Genomic DNA, 19,995 nt, shown 5'->3' with positions numbered 1-19,995 from the left:
TCAGTCCTTTTCCTCAGTAGGGTGCGTGTCGGGTTGCCAGGGCAGGGCCCGGCGGATCAGCGCGTCGACCGCGGCGTAGAGCGCCACCGCGAAGACGCCCAGCACCGCCAGCGCCGCGAACAGCAGGTCAATCTGCATGCGGGCGTTGGCATGCAGCATCAGGTAGCCGAGGCCGGAGGAGGAGCCGACCCACTCCCCGATCACCGCGCCGATCGGTGCCACGGCGGCGGCGACGCGCAGGCCGGACCCGAAGGCGGGCAATGCTGCCGGAAGGCGGATGTGCCACAGCACCGACCGGCGCGAGGCGCCCATGGTCCGCGCCAGATCCAGCCAGCCGGGCTCCGTCCGGCGCAGCCCGTCGAACAGGGCGGTGGTGACGGGGAAGAAGATGACCAGCACCGCCATGGCGACCTTCGACGCCATGCCGTAGCCGAGCCACAGCACCAGCAGCGGCGCCAGCGCGAAGACCGGGATCGCCTGGCTGACGACCAGCAACGGCATCAGCCAGCGCCGCGCCGTGCGGAAGCTCGCCAGCGTCAGGGCGCTTGCCCCGCCCAGCGCGACGCCGAGGACGAGGCCCAGCAGGATCTCGGTCAGCGTCGTCGCCCCGTGCTGCACCAGCAGCGGCGCCTGCCGTTGCAGCGCGTCGGCGACGGCCAGCGGCCCGGGCAGGATGTAGCGCGGCACACCGGTGAGCGACACGACGCCCTGCCACAGCGCCAGCAGCACCGCGGCGGTGATCAGCGCGCGGACCACCCTCATCCCGCCAGCCTCCGCAGCAACTCCGCCTGCAAGGCCAGAAGCGCCGGATCGTCCACGGCACGGGGTATCCGGCCGGGAGGTTCCAGCGCCGGTCCGACCGTGGCCGGCCGGCCGGTCATCACGTGGATGCGGTGGCCGAGCCGCAGCGCCTCCAGCGGGTCGTGGGTGATCATCAGCACCGTGCGCCCGGCCAGCGCCGACGCCGCCACGTCCTGGAGGCGCAGGCGGGTCAGCGCGTCGAGCGCGGAGAAGGGCTCGTCCATCAGGACCAACGGCTTGTCCTCCATCAGCGTGCGCGCGATGGCGACGCGCTGCCGCTGCCCACCGGACAACGTCGCGGGCCGGTCCGTTTCTCGTCCCGCGAGCCCGACTTGTTCCAGCAGCGCGCGGGCGCGGGCGACAAGGTCGGGCGACCGCCGCTCATGCCGCAGCCGCGCGCCGAGCAGGACGTTGTCGAGCACCGTCAGCCAGGGAAGCAGCAGGTCCTGCTGCGCCATGTAGGCGACGCGGCCGTGCAGCGGGGCGCCGTCGCGCGCCTCGATGACCGTCGGCGGCTCCGGATCGGCGAGGCCGGCGACCATGCGCAGCAGCGTGGTCTTGCCGACTCCGCTCGGCCCCAGGAGTCCGGTGGTGACCCCCGCCTCGACAGTCAGGGAAAGATCGGCGAACAGCTCCGTCCCGCCATAGGTCAGCCGTGCGCCGGTCACCGTCACCGACAGCGGGGCAGGCGCAAGGGCATTTGGGCGGACGGCGTTCGGGAGTTCGGGCGCGTTCATCGGCTCACTGATCCCTTCGCCGGCATGATCCGGATCAGGTTCCAGGGGTCGTCCCGTTTCGGGACCTCTCAGCCGACCATCGGCTCCCCCCAGTGAAGGACCGCGACTATGACAAGTTGGTGACCGCCGGGCAAGGCTCAGCGGGCGGCAAGATCGGTTCCCGGCCAAGCGTCCGGCGTGCGCCCGGACACCTCCAGCAGCAGCTTGGCAAGGATAGCGTCGGCGAAGGCTTCGAAGTTGACGGCGGGAATCAGGAAGGCGCCCGGCCCGCCAATCACGTGGTCGCGGTAGTAGCCGTCGAGGTCCAGCGTCGGCGACCCGCCCCAGGGGTTCGGGCGGTCGTTCAGAATGGGCAGGCCGTTGATGGTGATCCCGGCGGCCACGGCTTGGTCCCGCGCCCACTCCACCGGGCGGCCGCGGTTGTTCACCCCGTCGCCGGACACGTCGATCACCCGCCGGGTGCCCTCAAAGCCGTTGTCCTCGAACAGTCGGGCGCAGAAGTCGATGGCGCCGCTGATGGAGGTCCATTGCGCCGACGCGATCGGCGATTCGGCGACGGAGGACGCGAAGGCTTCGATGCTCGTCGGGTCGCTCAGCAGAGTCCAGGGAACGACGATCCGCTGGAAGCTGTCGCCGGCCCACTCGACATAGACGACCGCGATGCGCCCGTACGGCCCGCCGTGGATCGCCGCCTGCACCTTGGCGTTGGTCAGCGCGCCGACATAGCCGTCGCGCTGAAGCCGCGCCTCTTCCGGATCGACGCTGCCGGACACGTCGACGGCCAGCACGAGTTCCAGGTCGACCGGCTCGTCCGCGCGGGCGGGGGCCGCCGCCAGCCCTGCCGCCAGCAGCATCAGCAGAAGCACCAAGCCCGCGATCCGGCCGTAACCCGTCATTGCGCGACCCTCCCCGGCGTCCCTTGATGAAAGAAGGGCGGAACGGGGGTGGGGCAAGGGAGCGTTGACGAAAAGCCCGGGTCACGCCACCTCAACACCCCATGACCACACCGACGTCCACGCCCCCGCTTTTCCTCGGCAGCGAGATTTACCGGGGCTCCAGCTACGGCCCGAAGCACCCGCTGGCGATCCCGCGGGTCTCGACCACCATCGACCTCAGCCGCGCCATGGGCTGGCTGCCGGACCCGGTCTACCGCGACAGCCCGCAAGCGACGCCCGACCAGCTGGCCCGCTTCCACACGCCCGACTACATCGCCGCCCTCCACCGCGCCGAGGCGGTCCAGCGTGTCGATGCGGAGACCGGGGAGCGCTACAACCTCGGCCGGCTGGAGAACCCGGTCTTCCCGGAAATGTACCGGCGCCCGGCCATCAGCACCGGCGCTGCGATCCTCGCCGCCAGGCTGCTGGTGGAGACCGAGGCCGGCATCGTCTATAGCCCCGCCAGCGGCACGCACCACGCGCACCCGGCCCGGGCGAGCGGCTTCTGCTACCTCAATGCGCCGGTGCTGGGCATCCTGGCGCTGCTCGACGCCGGGGTGGAGCGCGTCTACTACGTGGACCTGGACGCCCACCACGGCGACGGGGTCGAGTACGCCTTCACCCATGATGACCGTGTGCTGACGCTGTCGGTGCACGAGGACGGGCGCTGGCCCTACACGGGCAAGGCGGAGGACCGGGGCGGCGGCATGGCGCGGAACCTGCCGGTCCCGCCGGGCTTCAACGACACGGAATTGGCCTACCTGATGGTAAACGCCGTCCTGCCGCTCGGCCGCTCCTTCCGGCCGCAGGTGGTGGTGGTGCAGACGGGCTCCGACGCGCTGGCCGACGACCCGCTCAGCCGGCTGGAGCTGTCCAACACTGCGCTGTGGAGCGCCGTGCGGGACCTGATGGGGCTCGCCCCGAAGATGCTCGTGGTCGGTGGCGGCGGGTACAACCCGTGGTCCGTCGGGCGCTGCTGGGCCGGGGTGTGGGCCGTGCTGAACGGAATCGATCCCGCCGTGCCGCCGACCCCGGACGCGGAGCGCGTCCTGCGCGGCCTGACATGGCACCGTGCCGCCGGGCGGAACCCGCCGGAGCACTGGTTCAACACACTGGCGGATGCACCCCGGCCGGGACCCGTCCGCGACGCCGTGCGGCGCGTTGTCGCTGCGGTCATGGAAGGAGCTATGCCCATGGGGTGATTGCCGTTTGGCCGCCCGTCGGCGCGGCGACGGCGCGTTGACCTTTCAAGGCGAATCGGTGACTCTTCGACTCCGATTCGCCTTGCCGAAGGAACGGCGAAGCAGCGGTATGACCATCGGCAAAAGGAAGGAGGGGCAGGACGATGTCGAACACCACTTTGCTCCTTGTCGCCATTGCCGTGATGATGCTGGTCGCCGTTCCCGTGGCCATGATGATGAAGGACTTCCTGCCCGGCTTCCTCCTGCGCAGCGCAGGCCTGGAAAAGCTGGAAAACCGCATCTACGTGCTTCATGCGCAGGCCCATGACGTCCAGGACCGGGTGAACGTCATGGTCCAGCGCCGCAACCAGGTCGCCTCGGACAAGCACCGGGTCGACACCGACAACCGCAAGATGGAGCGCGCCATCGCCGAAATCGCCGAGCAGCCGCCGTTGTTCGTGCACGAGGTCGGCGATCCCCAGGCGGGCCTGACCAAGTTCCTGGTCACCATCGCGCAGGAGAAAGCGTCGTCGGCCGCCCGCGCCGCCGGGGAGCGCGCGCAGGTCAACCCGATCTGGCGCTGCGCCAACGTCGCGGAGGTCTGGGCGTCCAACATGGACGAGGCGAAGCAGCTGGTGGAGGTCGCCTTTCCCTTCAAGATGGGTTTCACGACCACCTTTCCGCGGTCGCCGGTGCCGCGCAAGGCCGGCGCGCCCAGGGCGAAGGCCACCGCGACATGATGATCAACTTCCTGATCATCCTGGCGATCATCGCCATCGGCGCATGGCTCGGCAACGTGCTGCTGATGATGGAGGGCAGCATGGCCCAGTCCCGCTCGCGCGTTCGTGCCGCCCGCGACACCACCGGCAAGCTGGAGGCGACGCTGACGCGCCTCCAGCGCGAGGAAGAGGCCCTGACCAAGGAGATCGAGTCGATCCTCGCCGAGACGGTCGAGGCGCGGAAGAAGCAGTCGGACATCCAGTGCCGCCTCGCCGAGGCCAAAGCCAGGCGCCGCCCGCAGATGCTGATCCTCACCGACCGCCGCAACCCGAGCGACAAGGAATGGCTGGTCACCGTGGTGAACACGCAGATTGGGGAAATCGACGCCATGCACCCGCTGGCGGTCGACTGGGCACGCGGGCGCGAGTATCTGGTCTGGGCCGAGTCCGAGCGGGAGGCCTCGGAACGCACGGCGCGCCGGTTCAGCGCCAGGCCCGGCTACCAGATCCGGTCGGTGACGGCTGTGAAGGAAAATCTCTATGCATCGGCCGCCGACCGGCCCGCCGCGTGACGGCACTGGACAGGCGGCCGGCGCGGCGGCATCGTCCCGATCCACAAGGATTCAACTCGGGTTGGGTGCGATGATTGCAGGGATGGGGATCGGACGAGTCCTGCGGGGCCTTTTCTTCGGCGTGGCGATTCTCCTGACGGCCCTTCCAGCGGCGGCGCTGGAGACCTTTGCGCGCTCGTCCCTGGTCATCGAAACCGCGGCCGGCGGGCACTACCGCTTCGACATCGAGCTGGCGGAAACGCCCATGCAGCAGATGCAGGGGCTGATGTTCCGGGAAAAGCTCGCCCCCGATGCCGGCATGCTGTTCCTCTACGACCGGCCGCAGCCGGCCAGCTTCTGGATGAAGAACACGCTGATCCCGCTGGACATGATCTTCATCGGCGCCGACGGGAAGGTGGTCAACATCCACCAGAACGCAGTGCCGCAGTCGCTCGACGCGGTCAACTCCGCCGGGCCGGTGAAGGGCATCCTGGAGATCAACGGCGGCATGAGCGCGCGCCTGGGCATCCACGCCGGCGACCGCGTGCTTTACAAGGCCTTCGGCACCGCGAAGTAAACCCTCCGCGAGGCCCCCTGCGGACCGCGTGACTTCGCCGCGGGAAATGCCCACAGTGGTTTCCGGAATGCCGGGGACCTGGGCATCCACGGGGGAGGGTGATGACGCGGCGTTTCCTCACCATGGTGGCGGTCGTCCTGCTGGGCACGGGGGGCCTGTCCGCCTATTTCGTGCTGGCCCAGGCGGAGCCTGCGCCGGCCTACCGCACCGCGCGGGTGGAGGAAGGGCCGCTCGTCAGCAGCATCACCGCGACCGGCGCCCTCAGCGCGCTGGTGACGGTGGAGGTGAGCTCCCAGCTGTCCGGCCAAATCGCGGAGTTGTACGCGGACTTCAACAGCCAAGTGCGGGAAGGGCAGGTGCTCGCCCGGCTGAACGGCGACCAGCTCGACGCCCGGCTCGCCCAGGCCCGCGCCGACCTGGAGGCCGCGAAGGCGACGCTGAACCAGCAGGTGGCGCAGCTTGACCGGGCGCGGGCCGAGGTCGCGAACGCCCGCGCCAACGTCGCCAACGTGGCAGCGCAGATCCTGCGCTCCGACCTCGCCCTCAAGGACGCGGAGCGCGACCTCGGCCGCCGGCAGGAGCTGCGCGGGCGCGGGGTCGTCTCCACCTCAGACCTGGAGAAGGCCGAGACGGCGGCGCGCAGCGCCCGCGCGCAGCTGGCGTCCAGCACCGCGCAGAAGCAGCAGGCGGAGGCCGGGCTGGCGTCGGCCGAGGCGTCCCTGGAGGTGGCCAACGCGCAGGTCCAGGTGGCGCGCGCCCAAATCGCCCAGCGGGAGGCTGCGCTCCAGCTCATCGAGGTGGACGTGAAGCGGTCGGTGATCCGCTCGCCCATCGACGGGGTGGTGGTGAACCGCGCCATCAACATCGGCCAGACCGTGGCGGCCAGCCTGTCCGCGCCCACCCTCTTTACAATCGCGCAGGACCTGCGCCAGATGGAGGTGTTGGCGAACATCAACGAGGCCGACATCGGTCGCGTGCGCGAGGGGCTGCCGGTGCGCTTCACCGTCACCGCCTTCCCCGGCGAGGTGTTCGGCGGTACCGTCTCCCAGGTCCGGCTCGCGCCGAACCAGGACCAGAACGTCGTCACCTACATCGCCGTCATTACGGTGGAGAATCCGGGCCTGCGGCTTCTGCCCGGCATGACCGCCAACCTCAGCATCACGGTCAACGAGCGGGAACGGGTGGTGAAGCTGCCCAACGCCGCCCTGCGCTTTCGTCCGCCGGGCGTGGAGGCGACGGCCGACGCGCTGGCCCCGACGCCGACGCTCGGCGGCCCGAACGGCGGGCGCGGCGCCCAGGCGCTGGCGGCCCTGGTGAAGGCGCTGTCCGACGAGCTTTCCCTCGGCGAGGCCAAGCGGAAGGAGCTGGACGCCATTGTCGCCGACGCCCGCGACCGTTTCGAGGCCCTGGGCGCCGAAGCCGGCGACCCGGAACGCCGTCGCGCGGAGGCCCGCGACATCCGCGCCCGCGCGGAGGAGCGCGTCGCCGCAGCGCTCGGTCCCGACCAGCGCGCCCGATTCGAGACGGTCCTGGCCAGCCGCTCCGGCGCGGAGGCCGCGCGGACGGTCTGGGTGCCCGGCGCCGGGGGCGCGCCGGTGGGCGTTCCCATCCGGCTCGGCATCAGCGACGGCAGCTTCACGGAGGTCGTGTCCGGCGGCCTTACGGCGGGGCAAGAGGTCATCGTCGGTATCCTGCCCGGCGGGACCGACAGCCGCCGGGGGCCGCGCCTTGGATTCTGATGCCCCTTCTGAGACCCCGCCGGTGCTGATCGCCGTCGAAAACCTCGTGCGCGCCTACGCCATGGGGCCGCACACCGTGCGGGCGCTGGACGGCGTGTCCGCCGAGGTGCGGCGGGGCGAGTTCGTGGCCGTCATGGGGCCGTCCGGGTCGGGCAAGTCCACCTTCATGAACCTGCTCGGCTGCCTGGACCGGCCGGACGGCGGCCGCTACCGGCTCGACGGGCAGGAGGTCGGCGGCTTGGCCGCGGACGCGCTGGCCGCGGTGCGGAACCGCAAGATCGGCTTCGTCTTCCAGTCCTTCAACCTGCTGCCCCGCCAGTCGGCCCAGGCCAACGTCGAGTTGCCGATGGTCTACGCCGGGGTGGACCGGGCGATGCGCCACGCGCGGGCCAGCACCGCGCTGGCCGCGGTGGGGCTGGAGGCGCGCGGGCACCACCGGCCGACCCAGCTGTCCGGCGGGCAGCAGCAGCGCGTCGCCATCGCGCGGGCGCTGGTCAACGATCCCGTCCTCCTCCTGGCCGACGAACCGACGGGGGCGCTGGACACCGCCACCAGTTTGGAGATCATGGCACTGTTCCAGCGGCTGAACCGCAGTGGCCTCACCATCGTCCTGGTGACGCACGAGCCCGACGTGGCGCGCTTCGCCGGCCGCGTGCTGACCTTCCGCGACGGGCGTCTGGTGGACGACCGCCGGCAGGTTCCGGAGGAGGTCGCGGCGTGAACCCGCTCGATTCGATCCGCACCGCGCTCGATGCGCTGCGCGCCAATCCACTGCGCAGCGCGCTCACCATGCTGGGCATCGTCATCGGCGTGGCGGCGGTGATCGCCATGGTCGCCGTCGGGGCGGGCGCACGCGACCAGGTGCTGCGGCAGATCGCCAGCCTGGGCACCAACCTGCTGATGGTGGGGCAGGGGAGCGTCGTGCGCGGCGGGGTGAAGCTGGGGGCGGGAACCGCCTCCTCCCTGACGGCGGACGACGCGGCGGCGGTGGTGGCCGAGATTCCGGGCGCGCTGATCGCCGCCCCGTCGGTGCGCTGGGGGTTGCAGATCGTGGCCGCCGGCCAGAACTGGGGCACCGTGCTGTTCGGCATCACGCCCGACTATCTGGACGCACGGGAATGGCCGGTCGTGCAGGGCCGCGCGATCACCGACGAGGACGTGACGCAGGCCAACAAGGTGGTCCTGCTGGGCCGGACGGTGGTCACCAACTTGTTCGGCGGCGGCGATCCGGTGGGCGAGCAGGTGCGCGTCTCCTCCACGCCGATGACCGTCATCGGGGTGCTGGGCGAGAAGGGGCAGAACACGCAGGGGCAGGACCAGGACGACGTGATCTTCGTGCCGCTGTCCATGGCCAAGCGCAACATCCCCGGCATGGCGAAGTCCAACCCGCGCTTCGTCCACACCATGGTCGTGAAGATGCGTGACGGCGCCGACCTGAACGAGGCGCAGGTTCAGATTCGGGAGTTGCTGCGCCAGCGGCACCGGCTGGTTTCCGGCCAGGACGACGATTTCTGGATGCGTGACCTGTCGGAGGTGGCGGCGACGCGCGACGCTTCCTCCCGCGCCCTGTCCTTCCTGCTGGCCGCGGTGGCGGCCGTGTCGCTGCTGGTCGGCGGCATCGGCATCATGAACATCATGCTGGTGAGCGTCACTGAGCGCACGCGGGAGATCGGGCTGCGCCTCGCCGTGGGTGCGCGGCGGCGCGACATCCTGATGCAGTTTCTGATCGAATCGACCACCCTGTCGATCATCGGGGCGGGAATCGGGGTGGTCGTCGGCGTCGGCACGGCGGTGGTGGTCGCGCAACTCGCTGGCTGGCCGACACTGATCCAGATGGACGCCGTGGTGTTGGCGGTGGTGGTCAGCGGCCTCGTCGGGGTGTTCTTCGGCCTCTACCCGGCGCGGCGCGCCTCACTGCTGAACCCCATCGACGCCCTGCGCCACGAATGACGGTGGCAGCCCGAGGGCGCCCAGGCAGCGCTCGGCAAGGTCGTACGAATCGCCGGAGCCCTCAAGCCTCGCCGCCGCCCGCGGGAGCAGGAACCGGCTCAGGAGGGCGCGCATCCCACCATCCTCGTCCGAGGCGCGGCCGATGAGCACCACGCGCGTCCCGGTGTGCGACAGCATCGCGGCCGCCACCGCAACCAAGCCGGCATCGCCCCCCGGCGCCAGCAGGCCCGCCGGACGCCGTTCCGCGAGGATGCGCGCCAGCGCCAGGACGGATGTGCGCGTATGGCGCTTCGCAAGGTCGATCTGGCCGATTCCGCGCCGGAGCGCTGTGCGAAGCGGTCCGCCGCCCATCGGGGCGACCACATCGATCGCGATCCCCCGTCCGTGCAGGTGGTTGGCGAGAACGACCATGGCGTGCTGGGGCGGGTGGTCGTCCAGATTCGGCACGAAAAGGGCGAGGCGGGGCGCGGGCATTCCGGTCTGCGGGAAAGATAGGTTGCGGGCGGATGGTGGCGGAAGGACGCAGTGCGGCATGGCCGGCGCCGTGCTACATCATACGGACGGGCTGCCCAGTCGGATAGTCGCGCCTGCTCCTTGCTGTTCTCGCGGGGTTCGTGTATTCCACTCCGCGTCGTCGGGGCGTAGCGCAGTCTGGTAGCGCGCCAGTTTTGGGTACTGGAGGCCCCCGGTTCGAATCCGGGCGCCCCGACCAAGAACGTGAACGAAGATGCAACGCACACGTATCAGAGGAGATGCCGCGTCATGAAGGTCCGGATCTACCAGCCGAGCAAAGCGGCCACGCAGTCCGGGCGCGCGAAGACGCATCGTTGGCAACTCGAATACGAAATCGAGACTCCGCGCCGTCCGGAGCCGCTGATGGGCTGGATCAGCTCGGGCGACACCCTGAATCAGGTGAAGATCGGCTTCGAAACGCAGGAGGAGGCCATTGCCTTCGCCCAGCGCAAGGGGTGGGACTACACCGTCCAGGATGCCCCGGTGCGCCGTGTCCGCCCGCGCAATTACGCCGACAACTTCCGCACCGATCGGCCGCGTTTCTGACCTCGGGCCGGGGCCCCATAGCTCAGCTGGATAGAGCAATCGCCTTCTAAGCGATAGGTCGCAGGTTCGAGCCCTGCTGGGGTCGCCATCCCGGTGCGCAACGCGCGCTGGTTGAAAAAGTCGACATGGAAAATTCACTGCGCTCAGGGGCGATTGCCCTTGGGCGCGTTCGTGATTCCGCAGTTGGCAACACAGTTATCCCCATGCGGGGTAGGGTGGGCGTATTTTCCGCGCGACACCCTGTCCGTGGTCAGCGCGTTGACAAAACAGGCGGAATTGCAGGGCCACTGAGCGTGTGCAGCATTGCCCAAATTGGTGGCAGAGAGGGCAACTCTCGGCGGAGGTGCCATACTTTCACGCTCGTCCACAAAGTTATCCACAGATTCTGGGGATAATCCGAAAGGGCCGACGACAAACAACTTTTGCGGAGCGTCGGTGCGTCCGCTTCCCTTGCGGAAGCGCTGATGATGTCCATGTTACCGCCCAGCTTCCGGTGGTCCGAATCCGGAACAGCCGCTGGGCACCTGCGTTTAACGAGCGGGTACCCGCCTCCGCGTCGGGAGAGGCGGCGCGCTTGGTTGGAGGAATGGCCTTGTTCGGTTGGATCGTCAGAACGTTGCTGCTCTGCTTCGTGGTCGGCCTCGTGCTGTCCTTCCTGGACATCACGCCAGCGAACATCCTGACCAACACATGGGTGACGATCCGGGACATCGCCTCGCTGTCGCGCGACGCGCTGGTCTCCCTTCTGGACGCCTTCCGCTGGGCCGTGCCCTACATCCTGATCGGCGCGGTGATCGTCGTGCCGCTGTCCCTCCTCGGTGTCGTGTTGCGGTGGTCGCGCAGCCGGCACCGCCTCTGAGCCGATACCCAGGGTAAAAAAATTGGAGGCTTCGTTGCCGAAGCCTCCAAGAATAAAAAAAGGAGGGTTAGAGACCTGAGTGTTTTAGGCCTTTCATCAGCCCCCCGGCCTTGATCCAAATCAACCATGGTCGTGAAAGCGCACCGCGCCAGTCAACCCGGGCACAGGCAAGAAAAAACCGGAGATTCCAAGGAATCTCCGGTTAAGTGAATACAGGGAGGGTTAGAGACAACCCCTATCTAGCCGATTGGCATATCCGGTTCGTTGATCTATATCAAAACCCGCTAATTTTTGAAATTTCACTGCGCGGCGAAGCCCGTTCGCACACAAAAAAATAGCCGGAGGTTCCATGGGAACCACCGGCATAGTCGAATACAGGGAGGGTTAGAGACAAGAGGGTTGTACCTCACCCATCCCACCTGGAACCTTGACATAGATCAAAGGTTCTTCGGCATTGCAGCGAAACCCGTTCAATGCTTGTGGCTGTGGCCGTAGAGGACGGACGGATCGGTCTGGACCTCCTGGTTGGTTTCCAGCGTCTCGCCCCGCACGGAGCGGAAGAAGCAGCTTCGCCGGCCGGTGTGGCAAGCGACGCCGTCCTGCTCCACGATCAGCAGAAGCGTGTCACCGTCGCAGTCGATCCGGAAATCTTTCAGGCGCTGCACTTGGCCGGACGTCTCGCCCTTCCGCCAAAGCCCTCCGCGCGAGCGCGACCAATAGCAGACACGGCCGGTTTCCAGCGTTTCCAGAACCGCGTCGCGGTTCATCCATGCCATCATCAGCACCTCGCCCGTTCCCTCGGCCTGCGCGATGGCGGGCACCAGCCCGTCGGCGTTGAAGGCGATGGCGGCGATCACGTCGTCGAACGCTTTGGCGTCCGTCATGGAAAATTCCTCGTTTATCAGCCGTTAAAGGGCCGCTTAAAGGGCATGGTTCAGACGCGCGAAAGCGCTATCGAGATCCCGGATCAGGTCGTCGGCCGCTTCCAACCCGGCGTGCAGGCGCAGGACGATGCCCGGGTCGTCCCAGCGCGTCGCGGAGCGGATGGCGCCCGGACGGACCGGCAGGATCAGGCTCTCGAACCCGCCCCAGCTGTAGCCCATGCCGAACAGCTCCATATGGTCGAGCATCGCGGCCAGCGCCACCTTCGGCACCGCCTTCATGACGACCGAGAACAGCCCGGAAGACCCGCCGATGTCGCGTTTCCACAGCGCGTGGCCCGGGCATTCGGGATAGGCGGGGTGCAGGACGCGGGTCACTTCCGGCCGCTTGGACAGCCATTCGGCCAGCGCCAGCGCGTTTGCCTCGTGCTGCTTCAGCCGGACGGACAGCGTCCGCAGGCCGCGCAGGCCGAGGAAGAGGTCGTCCGGGCCCGCGCAGGCGCCAGTACGCGTCGCCGCCTTCTTCACGGCCAGCCAGTGCGCCTCGTCGGCGCAGGAGATGACGCCGAGCATCGCGTCGGCGTGGCCGACCATGTATTTGGTCGCGGAGTGGATCGACACGTCCACCCCGTGGCGCAACGGCTGGAACAGAAGCGGCGTCGCCCAGGTGTTGTCGATGATCACGGTGGCGCCGACCGCCTTCGCCGCCGCCGCGATCGCCGGAACATCCTGCACCTCGAAGGTGAGGGACCCCGGCGATTCGAGGAAGACGACGCTGGTGTTCGGCTTCAGGAGGCGCGCGATGCCCTCGCCGATGGTCGGGTCGTAGAACTCCACCTCGACGCCGTAGGCGGCCAGGCTGTCATTGGCAAAGCGCCGGGTCGGCCCATAGGCGCTGTCGGTGATCAGGACGTGATCGCCCGCCTTGGTGAAGGCGAGCAGAGCCGTCGCGATGGCGTTCAGGCCCGATCCGACACTGACCGATTTGAAGGCGCCCTCCAGTTCGGCCACCGCCTCTTCGAAGGCGTAGGAGGTCGGCGTTCCCATGCGGCCGTAATGGACGCCTTCGAACGGTGTCCGGTCGCTCGCTTCCAGTTCCGCCAAAGTCGGGAAGAGGACGGTCGAGCAGTGATAGACCGGCGGATTGACGATTCCATGATTCCCACGCGGGTTGCGCCCGGCGTGACTCAGAATTGTATCTTTTTGTGCGTCCTTCATGGGTCTTTCCGCAATAACGGCGATGGTTGGACCATCTTGGCATCCCGGGAAGCCATCGGCCATAGAAGAATCCGACCATCGGACGGTGTCTTAAGCCTCTGTAAGGGATGGCTAAACTTACTGTCGCGCCCACGGAGGATTGGACAAATCCGATCCTGTTGGTGCACTCTTGTGATATGCGCGTGACCCCCGCAGGGGGCCGGCATTGCAAACACCGAAAGCGTAAAAACGCATAAACAGGGTGGAGCTTAACGATGAAATCGGGACTTTTCGCCGCGGCTGCCGCGGCACTGGTGTTCGGCGCCGTGACCACCGCGCAGGCCGGTCCGACGCTGGACGCCGTCAAGGGGCGCGGCTTTGTCCAATGCGGCGTGAACGCCGGGCTTCCGGGCTTCGGCAACCCCGACAGCGCCGGCAACTGGACCGGCCTGGACGTCGATTACTGCCGCGCGGTCGCGACCGCTCTCTTCAACGACCCGACAAAGGTGAAGTTCACACCGCTGTCGGCGCAGCAGCGCTTCCCGGCCATTCAGTCGGGCGAGGTCGACCTGCTGTCGCGCAACACGACGGTGACGCTGACCCGCGACACCTCGGTCGGCCTGAACTTCGCGCCCGTCACCTATTATGACGGCCAGGGCTTCATGGTGAACAAGAAGCTCGGCGTGAAGAGCGCGAAGGAGCTGAACGGCGCCACCGTCTGCGTCCAGTCCGGCACGACGACCGAGCTGAACCTGGCGGACTATTTCCGCACCAACAACATGTCCTACAACCCGGTCGTCATCGAGTCGAACGACGAGGTGAACGCCGCCTTCTTCGCCGGCCGCTGCGACGTGCTGACGACCGACGCGTCGGGCCTCGCCGGCACCCGCGCCGGCGTCGCGCCGAACCCGGACGACTACGTCATCCTGCCCGAGATCATCTCCAAGGAGCCGCTGGCCCCGGCCGTCCGTCACGGCGACGACCAGTGGTTCGACATCGTCAAGTGGGTCGTCTACGCGTCGATCCAGGCGGAGGAGTCGGGCATCAACTCCAAGAACGTTGACGAGTTCGTCAGCACCAAGAACCCGGAAATCCAGCGCCTCTTGGGTGTGTCGCCGGGCATGGGCAAGGCACTCGGCCTCGACGAGAAGTGGGCCTACAACGTGATCAAGAAGGTCGGCAACTACGGCGAGATCTTCGATCGCAACGTCGGCCCGAAGACCCCGCTGAAGCTGGAGCGCGGCCTGAACGCGCTGTGGACCAACGGCGGCCTTCAGTACGCGATGCCAGTTCGGTAAGGGTCTGGTCTGGAACCGCCCGCCTGCAGGGAGGCGGGCGGTTCGTCTTTTGATCACGGATGCGACGGCGCGAAAGGCGGAAAAAAGCAAGGCCTGCGTCGCCCTCCGTTTGGGAGATGTCGTTTCGTGGCGCGTGACCGCGGCTGACCTTGGGAGGTGGCTCGCGGGCAACGGCACGATGGTGAGGGGAGAGAACCGTGGCGAGCGAGACCCGGGACACCGTGCGCGGCGCGCAGGGTGGTTCATCGTTTTCCCTCAGCGACCCGACGGTGCGTGCCGTTTTCTACCAGGTTCTGGTGGTCGGCATCGTCGTCGCGGTGGGCTGGTATCTGATTCACAACACGCTCGACAACCTGTCGCGGCGCTCCATCGCCACGGGTTTCGGCTTCCTGGAACGGGAGGCGTCCTTCGGCATCGGCGAGAGCCTCATCGACTATTCGCCGCGCGACACCTACGGCCGGGCCTTCCTGGTCGGGGTGTTGAACACGCTGAAGGTGTCGGTCATCGGCATCATCCTGGCGACGGTGCTGGGAACGCTGGTCGGCGTCGCGCGGCTGTCGAGCAACTGGCTGATCGCCAAGATCGCCTCGACCTATGTCGAGATCGTGCGCAACATCCCGCCGCTGCTGCAGCTGTTCTTCTGGTACGCAATCGTGTCGGACAGCATGCCGCCGGTGCGCCAGGCGCTGAACCCGATTCCGGGCGTGTTCCTGTCGCAGCGCGGGCTGTTCGTGCCGGTTCCCGTCGCGGACCCGGTCTGGGGTGAGATGGGATTCGCGCTCGCCCTGGCGGTGATCGTGGCCATCTTCGTGCACCGCTGGGCGAAGACGCGCCAGGCGCGGACCGGCCTGCCGTTCCCGACGGGCCTGACGACGCTTGGCCTCGTCATCGTCTTTCCGCTGATCGCCTATATCGCGGGCGGCGCGCCGACGGCGCTGGACGTCCCGCAGTTGGCGGGCTTCAACTTCCGCGGCGGTTCGGTGATCTCGCCGGAGTTCTTCGCGATCCTGACCGGCCTGACCGTCTACACCGCGGCCTTCATCGCCGAGGTGGTGCGCAGCGGCATCATCGCCGTGAACTGGGGCCAGACGGAAGCCGCGCGGGCGCTCGGCCTCAACAGCGGGCGGACGCTGCGCCTCGTGGTCCTGCCGCAGGCGCTGCGGGTGATCGTGCCGCCGCTGACCAGCCAGTACCTGAACCTGACCAAGAACAGCTCGTTGGCGCTCGCCATTGGCTACCCGGACCTCGTCTCCATCGCCAACACGACGCTGAACCAGACCGGCCAGGCGATCGAAGGCGTGGCGATGATCATGGGCACCTACCTGACGATCAGCCTCGGCATCTCGATCTTCATGAACTGGTACAACAAGCGCATCGCGCTGGTGGAGCGCTGACGGCCATGACTGAGAACGTCCACACCGGAAGTATCCCCGACGAACGGCCGCCGTCCAACACCGTCGGCCCCATCGCGTGGCTGCGCAACAACCTGTTCAACAGCTGGTACAACGCGCTCCTCACCATCCTGATCTTCTACGGGCTGGCGCGGGCGATTCCGCCGCTGCTCGACTGGCTGATCTTCCACGCCAACGCCATCGGCACGACGCCCCAGGAGTGCCGCGCGAACGGCGGCGCCTGCTGGACCTTCGTCAGCGAGAAGCTGCGCTTCATCCTGTTCGGCACCTTCCCGTACGAGCAGCAGTGGCGCCCGCTGGTGACCATCGCCATCATCATCGCGCTGGTCCTGGTCAGCTGCGACCGCCGCTTCTGGAAGCCGTGGCTTGGGCTGGCCTGGGTCCTCGGCATCGCCGCCGTGGCGATCCTGATGTGGGGCGGGGTGTTCGGCCTCAGCTACGTCGAGAACACGCTGTGGGGCGGCCTGCCGCTGACGCTGATGCTGTCGGTGATCGGCCTGTCCGTCGCCTTCCCGGCGTCGATCCTGCTGGCGCTCGGCCGCCGGTCGCAGTTGCCGGCGATCCGCGTCGTGTCGGTGACCTACATCGAGCTGATCCGCGGCGTTCCGCTGATCAGCCTGCTGTTCATGGCCTCCGTCATGTTCCCGCTGTTCCTGCCGACCGGCGTGAACATCGACAAGCTGCTGCGCGCGCAGATCGCCTTCATCATGTTCGCCGCGGCCTACATGGCCGAAGCCATCCGCGGCGGCCTGCAGGCGATCCCCAAGGGGCAGTACGAAGCGGCCGACGCGCTGGGCCTGAACTACTGGCAGGCGATGCGCAAGATCATCCTGCCGCAGGCGCTCGCCATCTCCATCCCGCCGCTGGTGAACACCTTCATCAGCTTCTTCAAGGACACCTCGCTGGTGATCATCATCGGCCTGTACGACCTGCTCGGCACCGCCAAGGCGGCGCTGTCCGATCCGGCGTGGCGCGGCTTCTACCGCGAGGCGTACCTGTTCATCGGCGTCATCTACTGGGTTTTCTGCTTCTCGATGTCCAAGTACAGCCAAAAGCTTGAACGCGATCTGCGTCGCGGTCACCGCCGCTAAAAAAGGGAAAGGGGTTAGACATGAGCATGGCCGAAGCCGTGAGCACCAAGCGCACCTTCCCGGCAGGCGGGGAAGTCATCCGGTGCCAGGACGTGCACAAGTGGTACGGAGAGTTCCACGTCCTGCGGAACATCAACCTGTCGGTCCAGAAGGGCGAGCGGATCGTCATCTGCGGCCCGTCGGGATCTGGCAAGTCGACGCTGATCCGCTGCCTGAACCGGCTGGAGGAGCACCAGAAGGGCAACATCGTCGTCGACGGCATCGAGCTGACCGGCAACCTGAAGAACATCGAGCTGGTCCGCCGCGAAGTCGGCATGGTGTTCCAGCACTTCAACCTGTTCCCGCACCTGACGGTCCTGGAGAACTGCACCCTGGCGCCGATCTGGGTCCGCAAGAAGCCGAAGGCGGAGGCGGAGGAGCTGGCGATGAAGTACCTGAACCGGGTGCGCATCGCCGAGCAGGCGCACAAGTACCCCGGCCAGCTGTCCGGCGGCCAGCAGCAGCGCGTCGCCATCGCCCGGTCGCTGTGCATGAACCCGAAGGTCATGCTGTTCGACGAGCCGACCTCGGCGCTCGATCCGGAGATGGTGAAGGAGGTGCTGGACGTCATGATCGGGCTGGCCGAAGACGGCATGACCATGCTGTGCGTCACGCACGAAATGGGCTTCGCCAAGTCCGTCGCCGACCGCGTCATCTTCATGGACCGCGGCGAGATCGTCGAACAGAACACGCCGAACGAGTTCTTCAACAGCCCGCAGTCCGACCGTACCAAGCTGTTCCTCAGCCAGATCCTGAATCATTGATCGCGATACGCCGCTGATTGCGGCGCGACAAACGGCGCAACCCGCACAGAGCACTGGCGGGTAGCGCCGTTTTCCGGTTGAATGCGGCCCGTTCGTGCTGTCGATGCGTTGCACAACGGAGACCGCGTCATGGAGCTTCTGAGCCCACGCCCCGGCATCGGGCAGATCAAGCCCTACCGGCCCGCCCGACCGCCGCAGGACGGGGGCGCGGCGTGGGTCGATCTGTCCCTGACGGTGAATCCGCTGGGACCGGGGCAGAAGGCGCTGAACGCGTACCGGCACGCTGCCGGCCAGATCCACCGCTACCCGGACTGGGCGCAGGATCAGCTGCGGCGGGCCATCGGTCAGCGGTACGACATCGATCCCCATCGCATCACCTGCGCCGCCGGTTCCGACGAGATGATTCACCTCGTCACGCAGGCCTTCGCCGGCCCGGGCGACGAGGTTCTGTGCCATGAGCACGGCTACCGCGGCTTCATGAAGGCCATCCGCGCCGCCGGCGCCACGCCGGTCATCGCGGCGGAGCGGGACCTCGTGGTGGACGTCGAGGCGATGATCGACCGGGCGAACGCGAAGACGAAGCTCTGCTTCCTCGCCAACCCGAACAACCCCACCGGCACCTACATCCCGACCGAAGCCGTGCAGCGCCTGCGCGCCGGCCTGCCGCCGCACACGCTCCTGGTGCTCGATTCGGCCTACGCCGATTATTGCCGGCGCGACAACTACAGCGACGGCACCGAGGTCGTGGAGAACTGCGACAACGTGCTGATGGTCCGGACCTTTTCCAAGATGCACGGGCTCGCCGGGCTGCGGGTCGGTTGGGCCTATGGTCCGGCCGCGGTCATCGAGGCGATCAATCAGGCGCGCGGGCCCTTCAACGTCAGCATCGCCGCCCAAGCCGCCGCGGCCGCCGCCGTGCTCGACAGAGAGCATGAGGAGGCGACCTACGCCCACAACAGCGCGTGGCTGCCCTGGCTGAGTCATGAACTGGAGCAGGTGGGCGTGCGGGTCTACCCCAGCGTCTGCAACTTCATCCTGGCGCGCATTCCCACCGACCCGTCGCTTGGCGTGCAGGCTGTCCTGGACCATCTGGCCCGTCGGGGCATCCTGGTGAAGCCGGTGAACGACTATGGGCTGACCGACTGCCTGCGCATCACCGTGGGCCGGGAGGAGGAGAACCGCGCGCTGGTCGCGGCGCTCGGCGAAATCCTCAGCTGATCGTCTCTCAGGGCTTGCCGCTCACCGGGACCGGCACCGGGCTGGCTTCTGGCACTGCGTCGTGGTGCACCGCCTGTTCGCGCGCGAAGATGAACAGGCCCGACCCCACCACGATGGCGATGCCCACCAGTGACCAGACGTCCGGCCATTCATCGAAGAAGGCAGCACCAATCGCCAGCGCCCAGAGGATCTGGCTGTACTGCGCGGCACCGACGCGCTCCGCGGGTGCGTAGGTCGCGGCCAGGGTGAACAGGGCCTGGGCGGCGAAGGTCGTCACGGCGAAGGACAGGGCGAGGACCCACTGGCCGGGCGTCGGCCAAGTGAAGTTCGGCACCATCAGCACGCCGGACAGCAGCGCGGTGGACAGGAAGACCGTCCCGATCAGCGTGAAGCGCCGCTCCGTCTGCCCCATCATCCGGCCGGTGACGACCGTCGCGGCCGAGGCAAAGGCGCAGCCGATCGCGGCGAAGTGGCCGGGCAGCAATTCGCGGAACCCCGGCCGCGCCACGATCAGCACACCGACGAACGCCGCGCAGACCGCAAGCCGGCGGCGCCAGCGCACCGGCTCCTTCAGCACGACGATGGACATTACCGTCACGAGGCTGGGCATCAGGAACAGCAGCGCGAAAGCCTCCGCAAAGGGCAGGCTGCGGAAGGACATGACGCTGAGCGGGGTCGAGATGGCGACGAACAGCAGCCGTAGTGCCATCAGCCAAGGGCGGTTCCACCGGAACAGATGCCCAAGCCGGTCGCCCTTCCGCATGAAGACGGGCGAGAGCAGGAACGGCAACAGATAGCCGATGAAGGTCACCTCGAAGGGGTCGAGCCCGTGCCCGATGGCCTTCACCACGGCATCGCCCCAAGCGAAGACCGCGAAGGCCAGGAAGGCGAAGACGGTACCCTTGAGCATCACGGTCGGTCCAATGCATGGCCTGGCGCGCCGCCCGCCGAATTTGTGCGGTGCAGCGCGTTGGAGGGATAACGATC

21 protein-coding genes, 2 tRNA genes and 1 riboswitch are annotated in these 19,995 nt (G+C 67.7%); of the genes, 16 read left to right on the top strand and 7 right to left on the bottom strand.

The features are described 5' to 3' along the window. The 3 genes from M2351_RS08280 to M2351_RS08270 form a co-directional block, all read right to left on the bottom strand. A complete protein-coding gene (locus M2351_RS08280; RefSeq protein WP_264655622.1) occupies positions 1-762 on the bottom strand; it encodes an ABC transporter permease in 762 nt (253 codons plus the stop codon). Then, a complete protein-coding gene (locus M2351_RS08275; protein ID WP_264655621.1) occupies positions 759-1,538 on the bottom strand; it encodes an ABC transporter ATP-binding protein in 780 nt (259 codons plus the stop codon). Before M2351_RS08275 ends, M2351_RS08280 begins: the two co-directional genes overlap by 4 nt. Next, positions 1,532-1,638: riboswitch (TPP riboswitch) on the bottom strand. It overlaps the preceding gene by 7 nt. Before the next feature lie 37 nt (positions 1,639-1,675). Next, positions 1,676-2,434, bottom strand: a complete 759-nt coding sequence (locus M2351_RS08270) for a DUF1194 domain-containing protein (protein WP_264655620.1) — start codon at positions 2,432-2,434, stop codon at positions 1,676-1,678. Between the two features lie 101 nt (positions 2,435-2,535). Here M2351_RS08270 and M2351_RS08265 point away from each other — a divergent pair, with 101 nt between their 5' ends. The 7 genes from M2351_RS08265 to M2351_RS08235 all read left to right on the top strand — a co-directional run bounded on the left by M2351_RS08265 (position 2,536) and on the right by M2351_RS08235 (position 9,190). Further along, the gene (locus tag M2351_RS08265) at positions 2,536-3,675 is read left to right on the top strand and encodes an acetoin utilization protein AcuC (RefSeq protein ID WP_264655619.1); all 1,140 of its coding nucleotides are present in this window, start codon (positions 2,536-2,538) and stop codon (positions 3,673-3,675) included. 143 nt (positions 3,676-3,818) lie between these two features. Further along, positions 3,819-4,394 carry a hypothetical protein gene (locus tag M2351_RS08260; RefSeq protein ID WP_264655618.1) on the top strand — a complete coding sequence of 192 codons (576 nt, stop codon included), beginning with the start codon at positions 3,819-3,821 and terminating at the stop codon, positions 4,392-4,394. Next, on the top strand, positions 4,391-4,945 hold the full coding sequence (locus M2351_RS08255; protein WP_264655617.1) for a hypothetical protein: 555 nt from the start codon (positions 4,391-4,393) through the stop codon (positions 4,943-4,945). The genes M2351_RS08260 and M2351_RS08255 overlap by 4 nt, the downstream gene beginning before the upstream one ends. An 82-nt stretch (positions 4,946-5,027) precedes the next feature. Further along, entirely contained in the window at positions 5,028-5,501 is a 474-nt protein-coding gene (locus tag M2351_RS08250; protein ID WP_264655616.1) for a DUF192 domain-containing protein, read from the top strand. 101 nt (positions 5,502-5,602) lie between these two features. After that, positions 5,603-7,240 carry an HlyD family secretion protein gene (locus M2351_RS08245; protein WP_264655615.1) on the top strand — a complete coding sequence of 546 codons (1,638 nt, stop codon included), beginning with the start codon at positions 5,603-5,605 and terminating at the stop codon, positions 7,238-7,240. Beyond that, positions 7,230-7,961, top strand: a complete 732-nt coding sequence (locus tag M2351_RS08240) for an ABC transporter ATP-binding protein (protein ID WP_264655614.1) — start codon at positions 7,230-7,232, stop codon at positions 7,959-7,961. The genes M2351_RS08245 and M2351_RS08240 overlap by 11 nt, the downstream gene beginning before the upstream one ends. Then, positions 7,958-9,190, top strand: a complete 1,233-nt coding sequence (locus M2351_RS08235) for an ABC transporter permease (RefSeq protein WP_264655613.1) — start codon at positions 7,958-7,960, stop codon at positions 9,188-9,190. The genes M2351_RS08240 and M2351_RS08235 overlap by 4 nt, the downstream gene beginning before the upstream one ends. Here M2351_RS08235 and M2351_RS08230 read toward each other — a convergent pair. Beyond that, entirely contained in the window at positions 9,152-9,664 is a 513-nt protein-coding gene (locus M2351_RS08230) for a hypothetical protein (RefSeq protein WP_264655612.1), read from the bottom strand. The two genes, M2351_RS08235 and M2351_RS08230, sit on opposite strands and share 39 nt — an antisense overlap. Before the next feature lie 161 nt (positions 9,665-9,825). On the opposite strand from M2351_RS08230, the gene M2351_RS08225 reads away from it, so the two are divergent. The 4 genes from M2351_RS08225 (at position 9,826) to M2351_RS08210 (ending at position 11,108) form a co-directional block, all read left to right on the top strand. Beyond that, a tRNA-Pro gene (locus tag M2351_RS08225) sits at positions 9,826-9,902 on the top strand. 50 nt (positions 9,903-9,952) lie between these two features. After that, positions 9,953-10,249, top strand: coding sequence for an ETC complex I subunit (locus tag M2351_RS08220; protein ID WP_264655611.1), 297 nt, complete (start codon positions 9,953-9,955; stop codon positions 10,247-10,249). A gap of 11 nt (positions 10,250-10,260) precedes the next feature. Beyond that, positions 10,261-10,337, top strand: a tRNA-Arg gene (locus tag M2351_RS08215). 498 nt (positions 10,338-10,835) lie between these two features. Further along, complete coding sequence (locus tag M2351_RS08210) at positions 10,836-11,108, top strand: DUF6460 domain-containing protein (protein ID WP_264655610.1); 273 nt, start codon at positions 10,836-10,838, stop codon at positions 11,106-11,108. 470 nt (positions 11,109-11,578) lie between these two features. Here M2351_RS08210 and hisI read toward each other — a convergent pair whose 3' ends face one another. Together hisI and metC are read right to left on the bottom strand one after the other, a co-directional pair. After that, entirely contained in the window at positions 11,579-11,992 is a 414-nt protein-coding gene (gene hisI, locus M2351_RS08205; protein WP_264655609.1) for a phosphoribosyl-AMP cyclohydrolase, read from the bottom strand. 36 nt (positions 11,993-12,028) lie between these two features. Beyond that, positions 12,029-13,207 (bottom strand): cystathionine beta-lyase, encoded by a 1,179-nt coding sequence (gene metC / locus M2351_RS08200; RefSeq protein WP_264655608.1) that lies wholly within the window; start codon positions 13,205-13,207, stop codon positions 12,029-12,031. A 254-nt stretch (positions 13,208-13,461) separates the two neighbouring features. On the opposite strand from metC, the gene M2351_RS08195 reads away from it, so the two are divergent. The 5 genes from M2351_RS08195 (at position 13,462) to hisC (ending at position 19,008) form a co-directional block, all read left to right on the top strand. Beyond that, positions 13,462-14,484: an amino acid ABC transporter substrate-binding protein gene (locus tag M2351_RS08195; protein ID WP_264655607.1), complete on the top strand. Its 1,023-nt coding sequence runs from the start codon at positions 13,462-13,464 to the stop codon at positions 14,482-14,484. A gap of 197 nt (positions 14,485-14,681) precedes the next feature. Beyond that, positions 14,682-15,878: an amino acid ABC transporter permease gene (locus M2351_RS08190; protein ID WP_264655606.1), complete on the top strand. Its 1,197-nt coding sequence runs from the start codon at positions 14,682-14,684 to the stop codon at positions 15,876-15,878. Between the two features lie 5 nt (positions 15,879-15,883). Further along, a complete protein-coding gene (locus tag M2351_RS08185; RefSeq protein ID WP_264655605.1) occupies positions 15,884-16,987 on the top strand; it encodes an amino acid ABC transporter permease in 1,104 nt (367 codons plus the stop codon). A gap of 20 nt (positions 16,988-17,007) precedes the next feature. Further along, the gene (locus tag M2351_RS08180) at positions 17,008-17,790 is read left to right on the top strand and encodes an amino acid ABC transporter ATP-binding protein (RefSeq protein WP_319801876.1); all 783 of its coding nucleotides are present in this window, start codon (positions 17,008-17,010) and stop codon (positions 17,788-17,790) included. Positions 17,791-17,919: 129 nt separating this feature from the next. Then, on the top strand, positions 17,920-19,008 hold the full coding sequence (gene hisC, locus M2351_RS08175) for a histidinol-phosphate transaminase (RefSeq protein ID WP_264655604.1): 1,089 nt from the start codon (positions 17,920-17,922) through the stop codon (positions 19,006-19,008). 7 nt (positions 19,009-19,015) lie between these two features. Here hisC and M2351_RS08170 read toward each other — a convergent pair whose 3' ends face one another. Next, positions 19,016-19,918, bottom strand: coding sequence for a DMT family transporter (locus M2351_RS08170; RefSeq protein ID WP_264655603.1), 903 nt, complete (start codon positions 19,916-19,918; stop codon positions 19,016-19,018). Positions 19,919-19,995: the final 77 nt, after the last annotated feature.

It is taken from the genome of Azospirillum canadense (genome assembly GCF_025961225.1).
GTDB lineage: Bacteria > Pseudomonadota > Alphaproteobacteria > Azospirillales > Azospirillaceae > Azospirillum > Azospirillum canadense.
The sequence above is the reverse complement of the archived record's forward strand: the minus strand, read 5'-3'. Positions and strand labels throughout refer to the sequence as shown.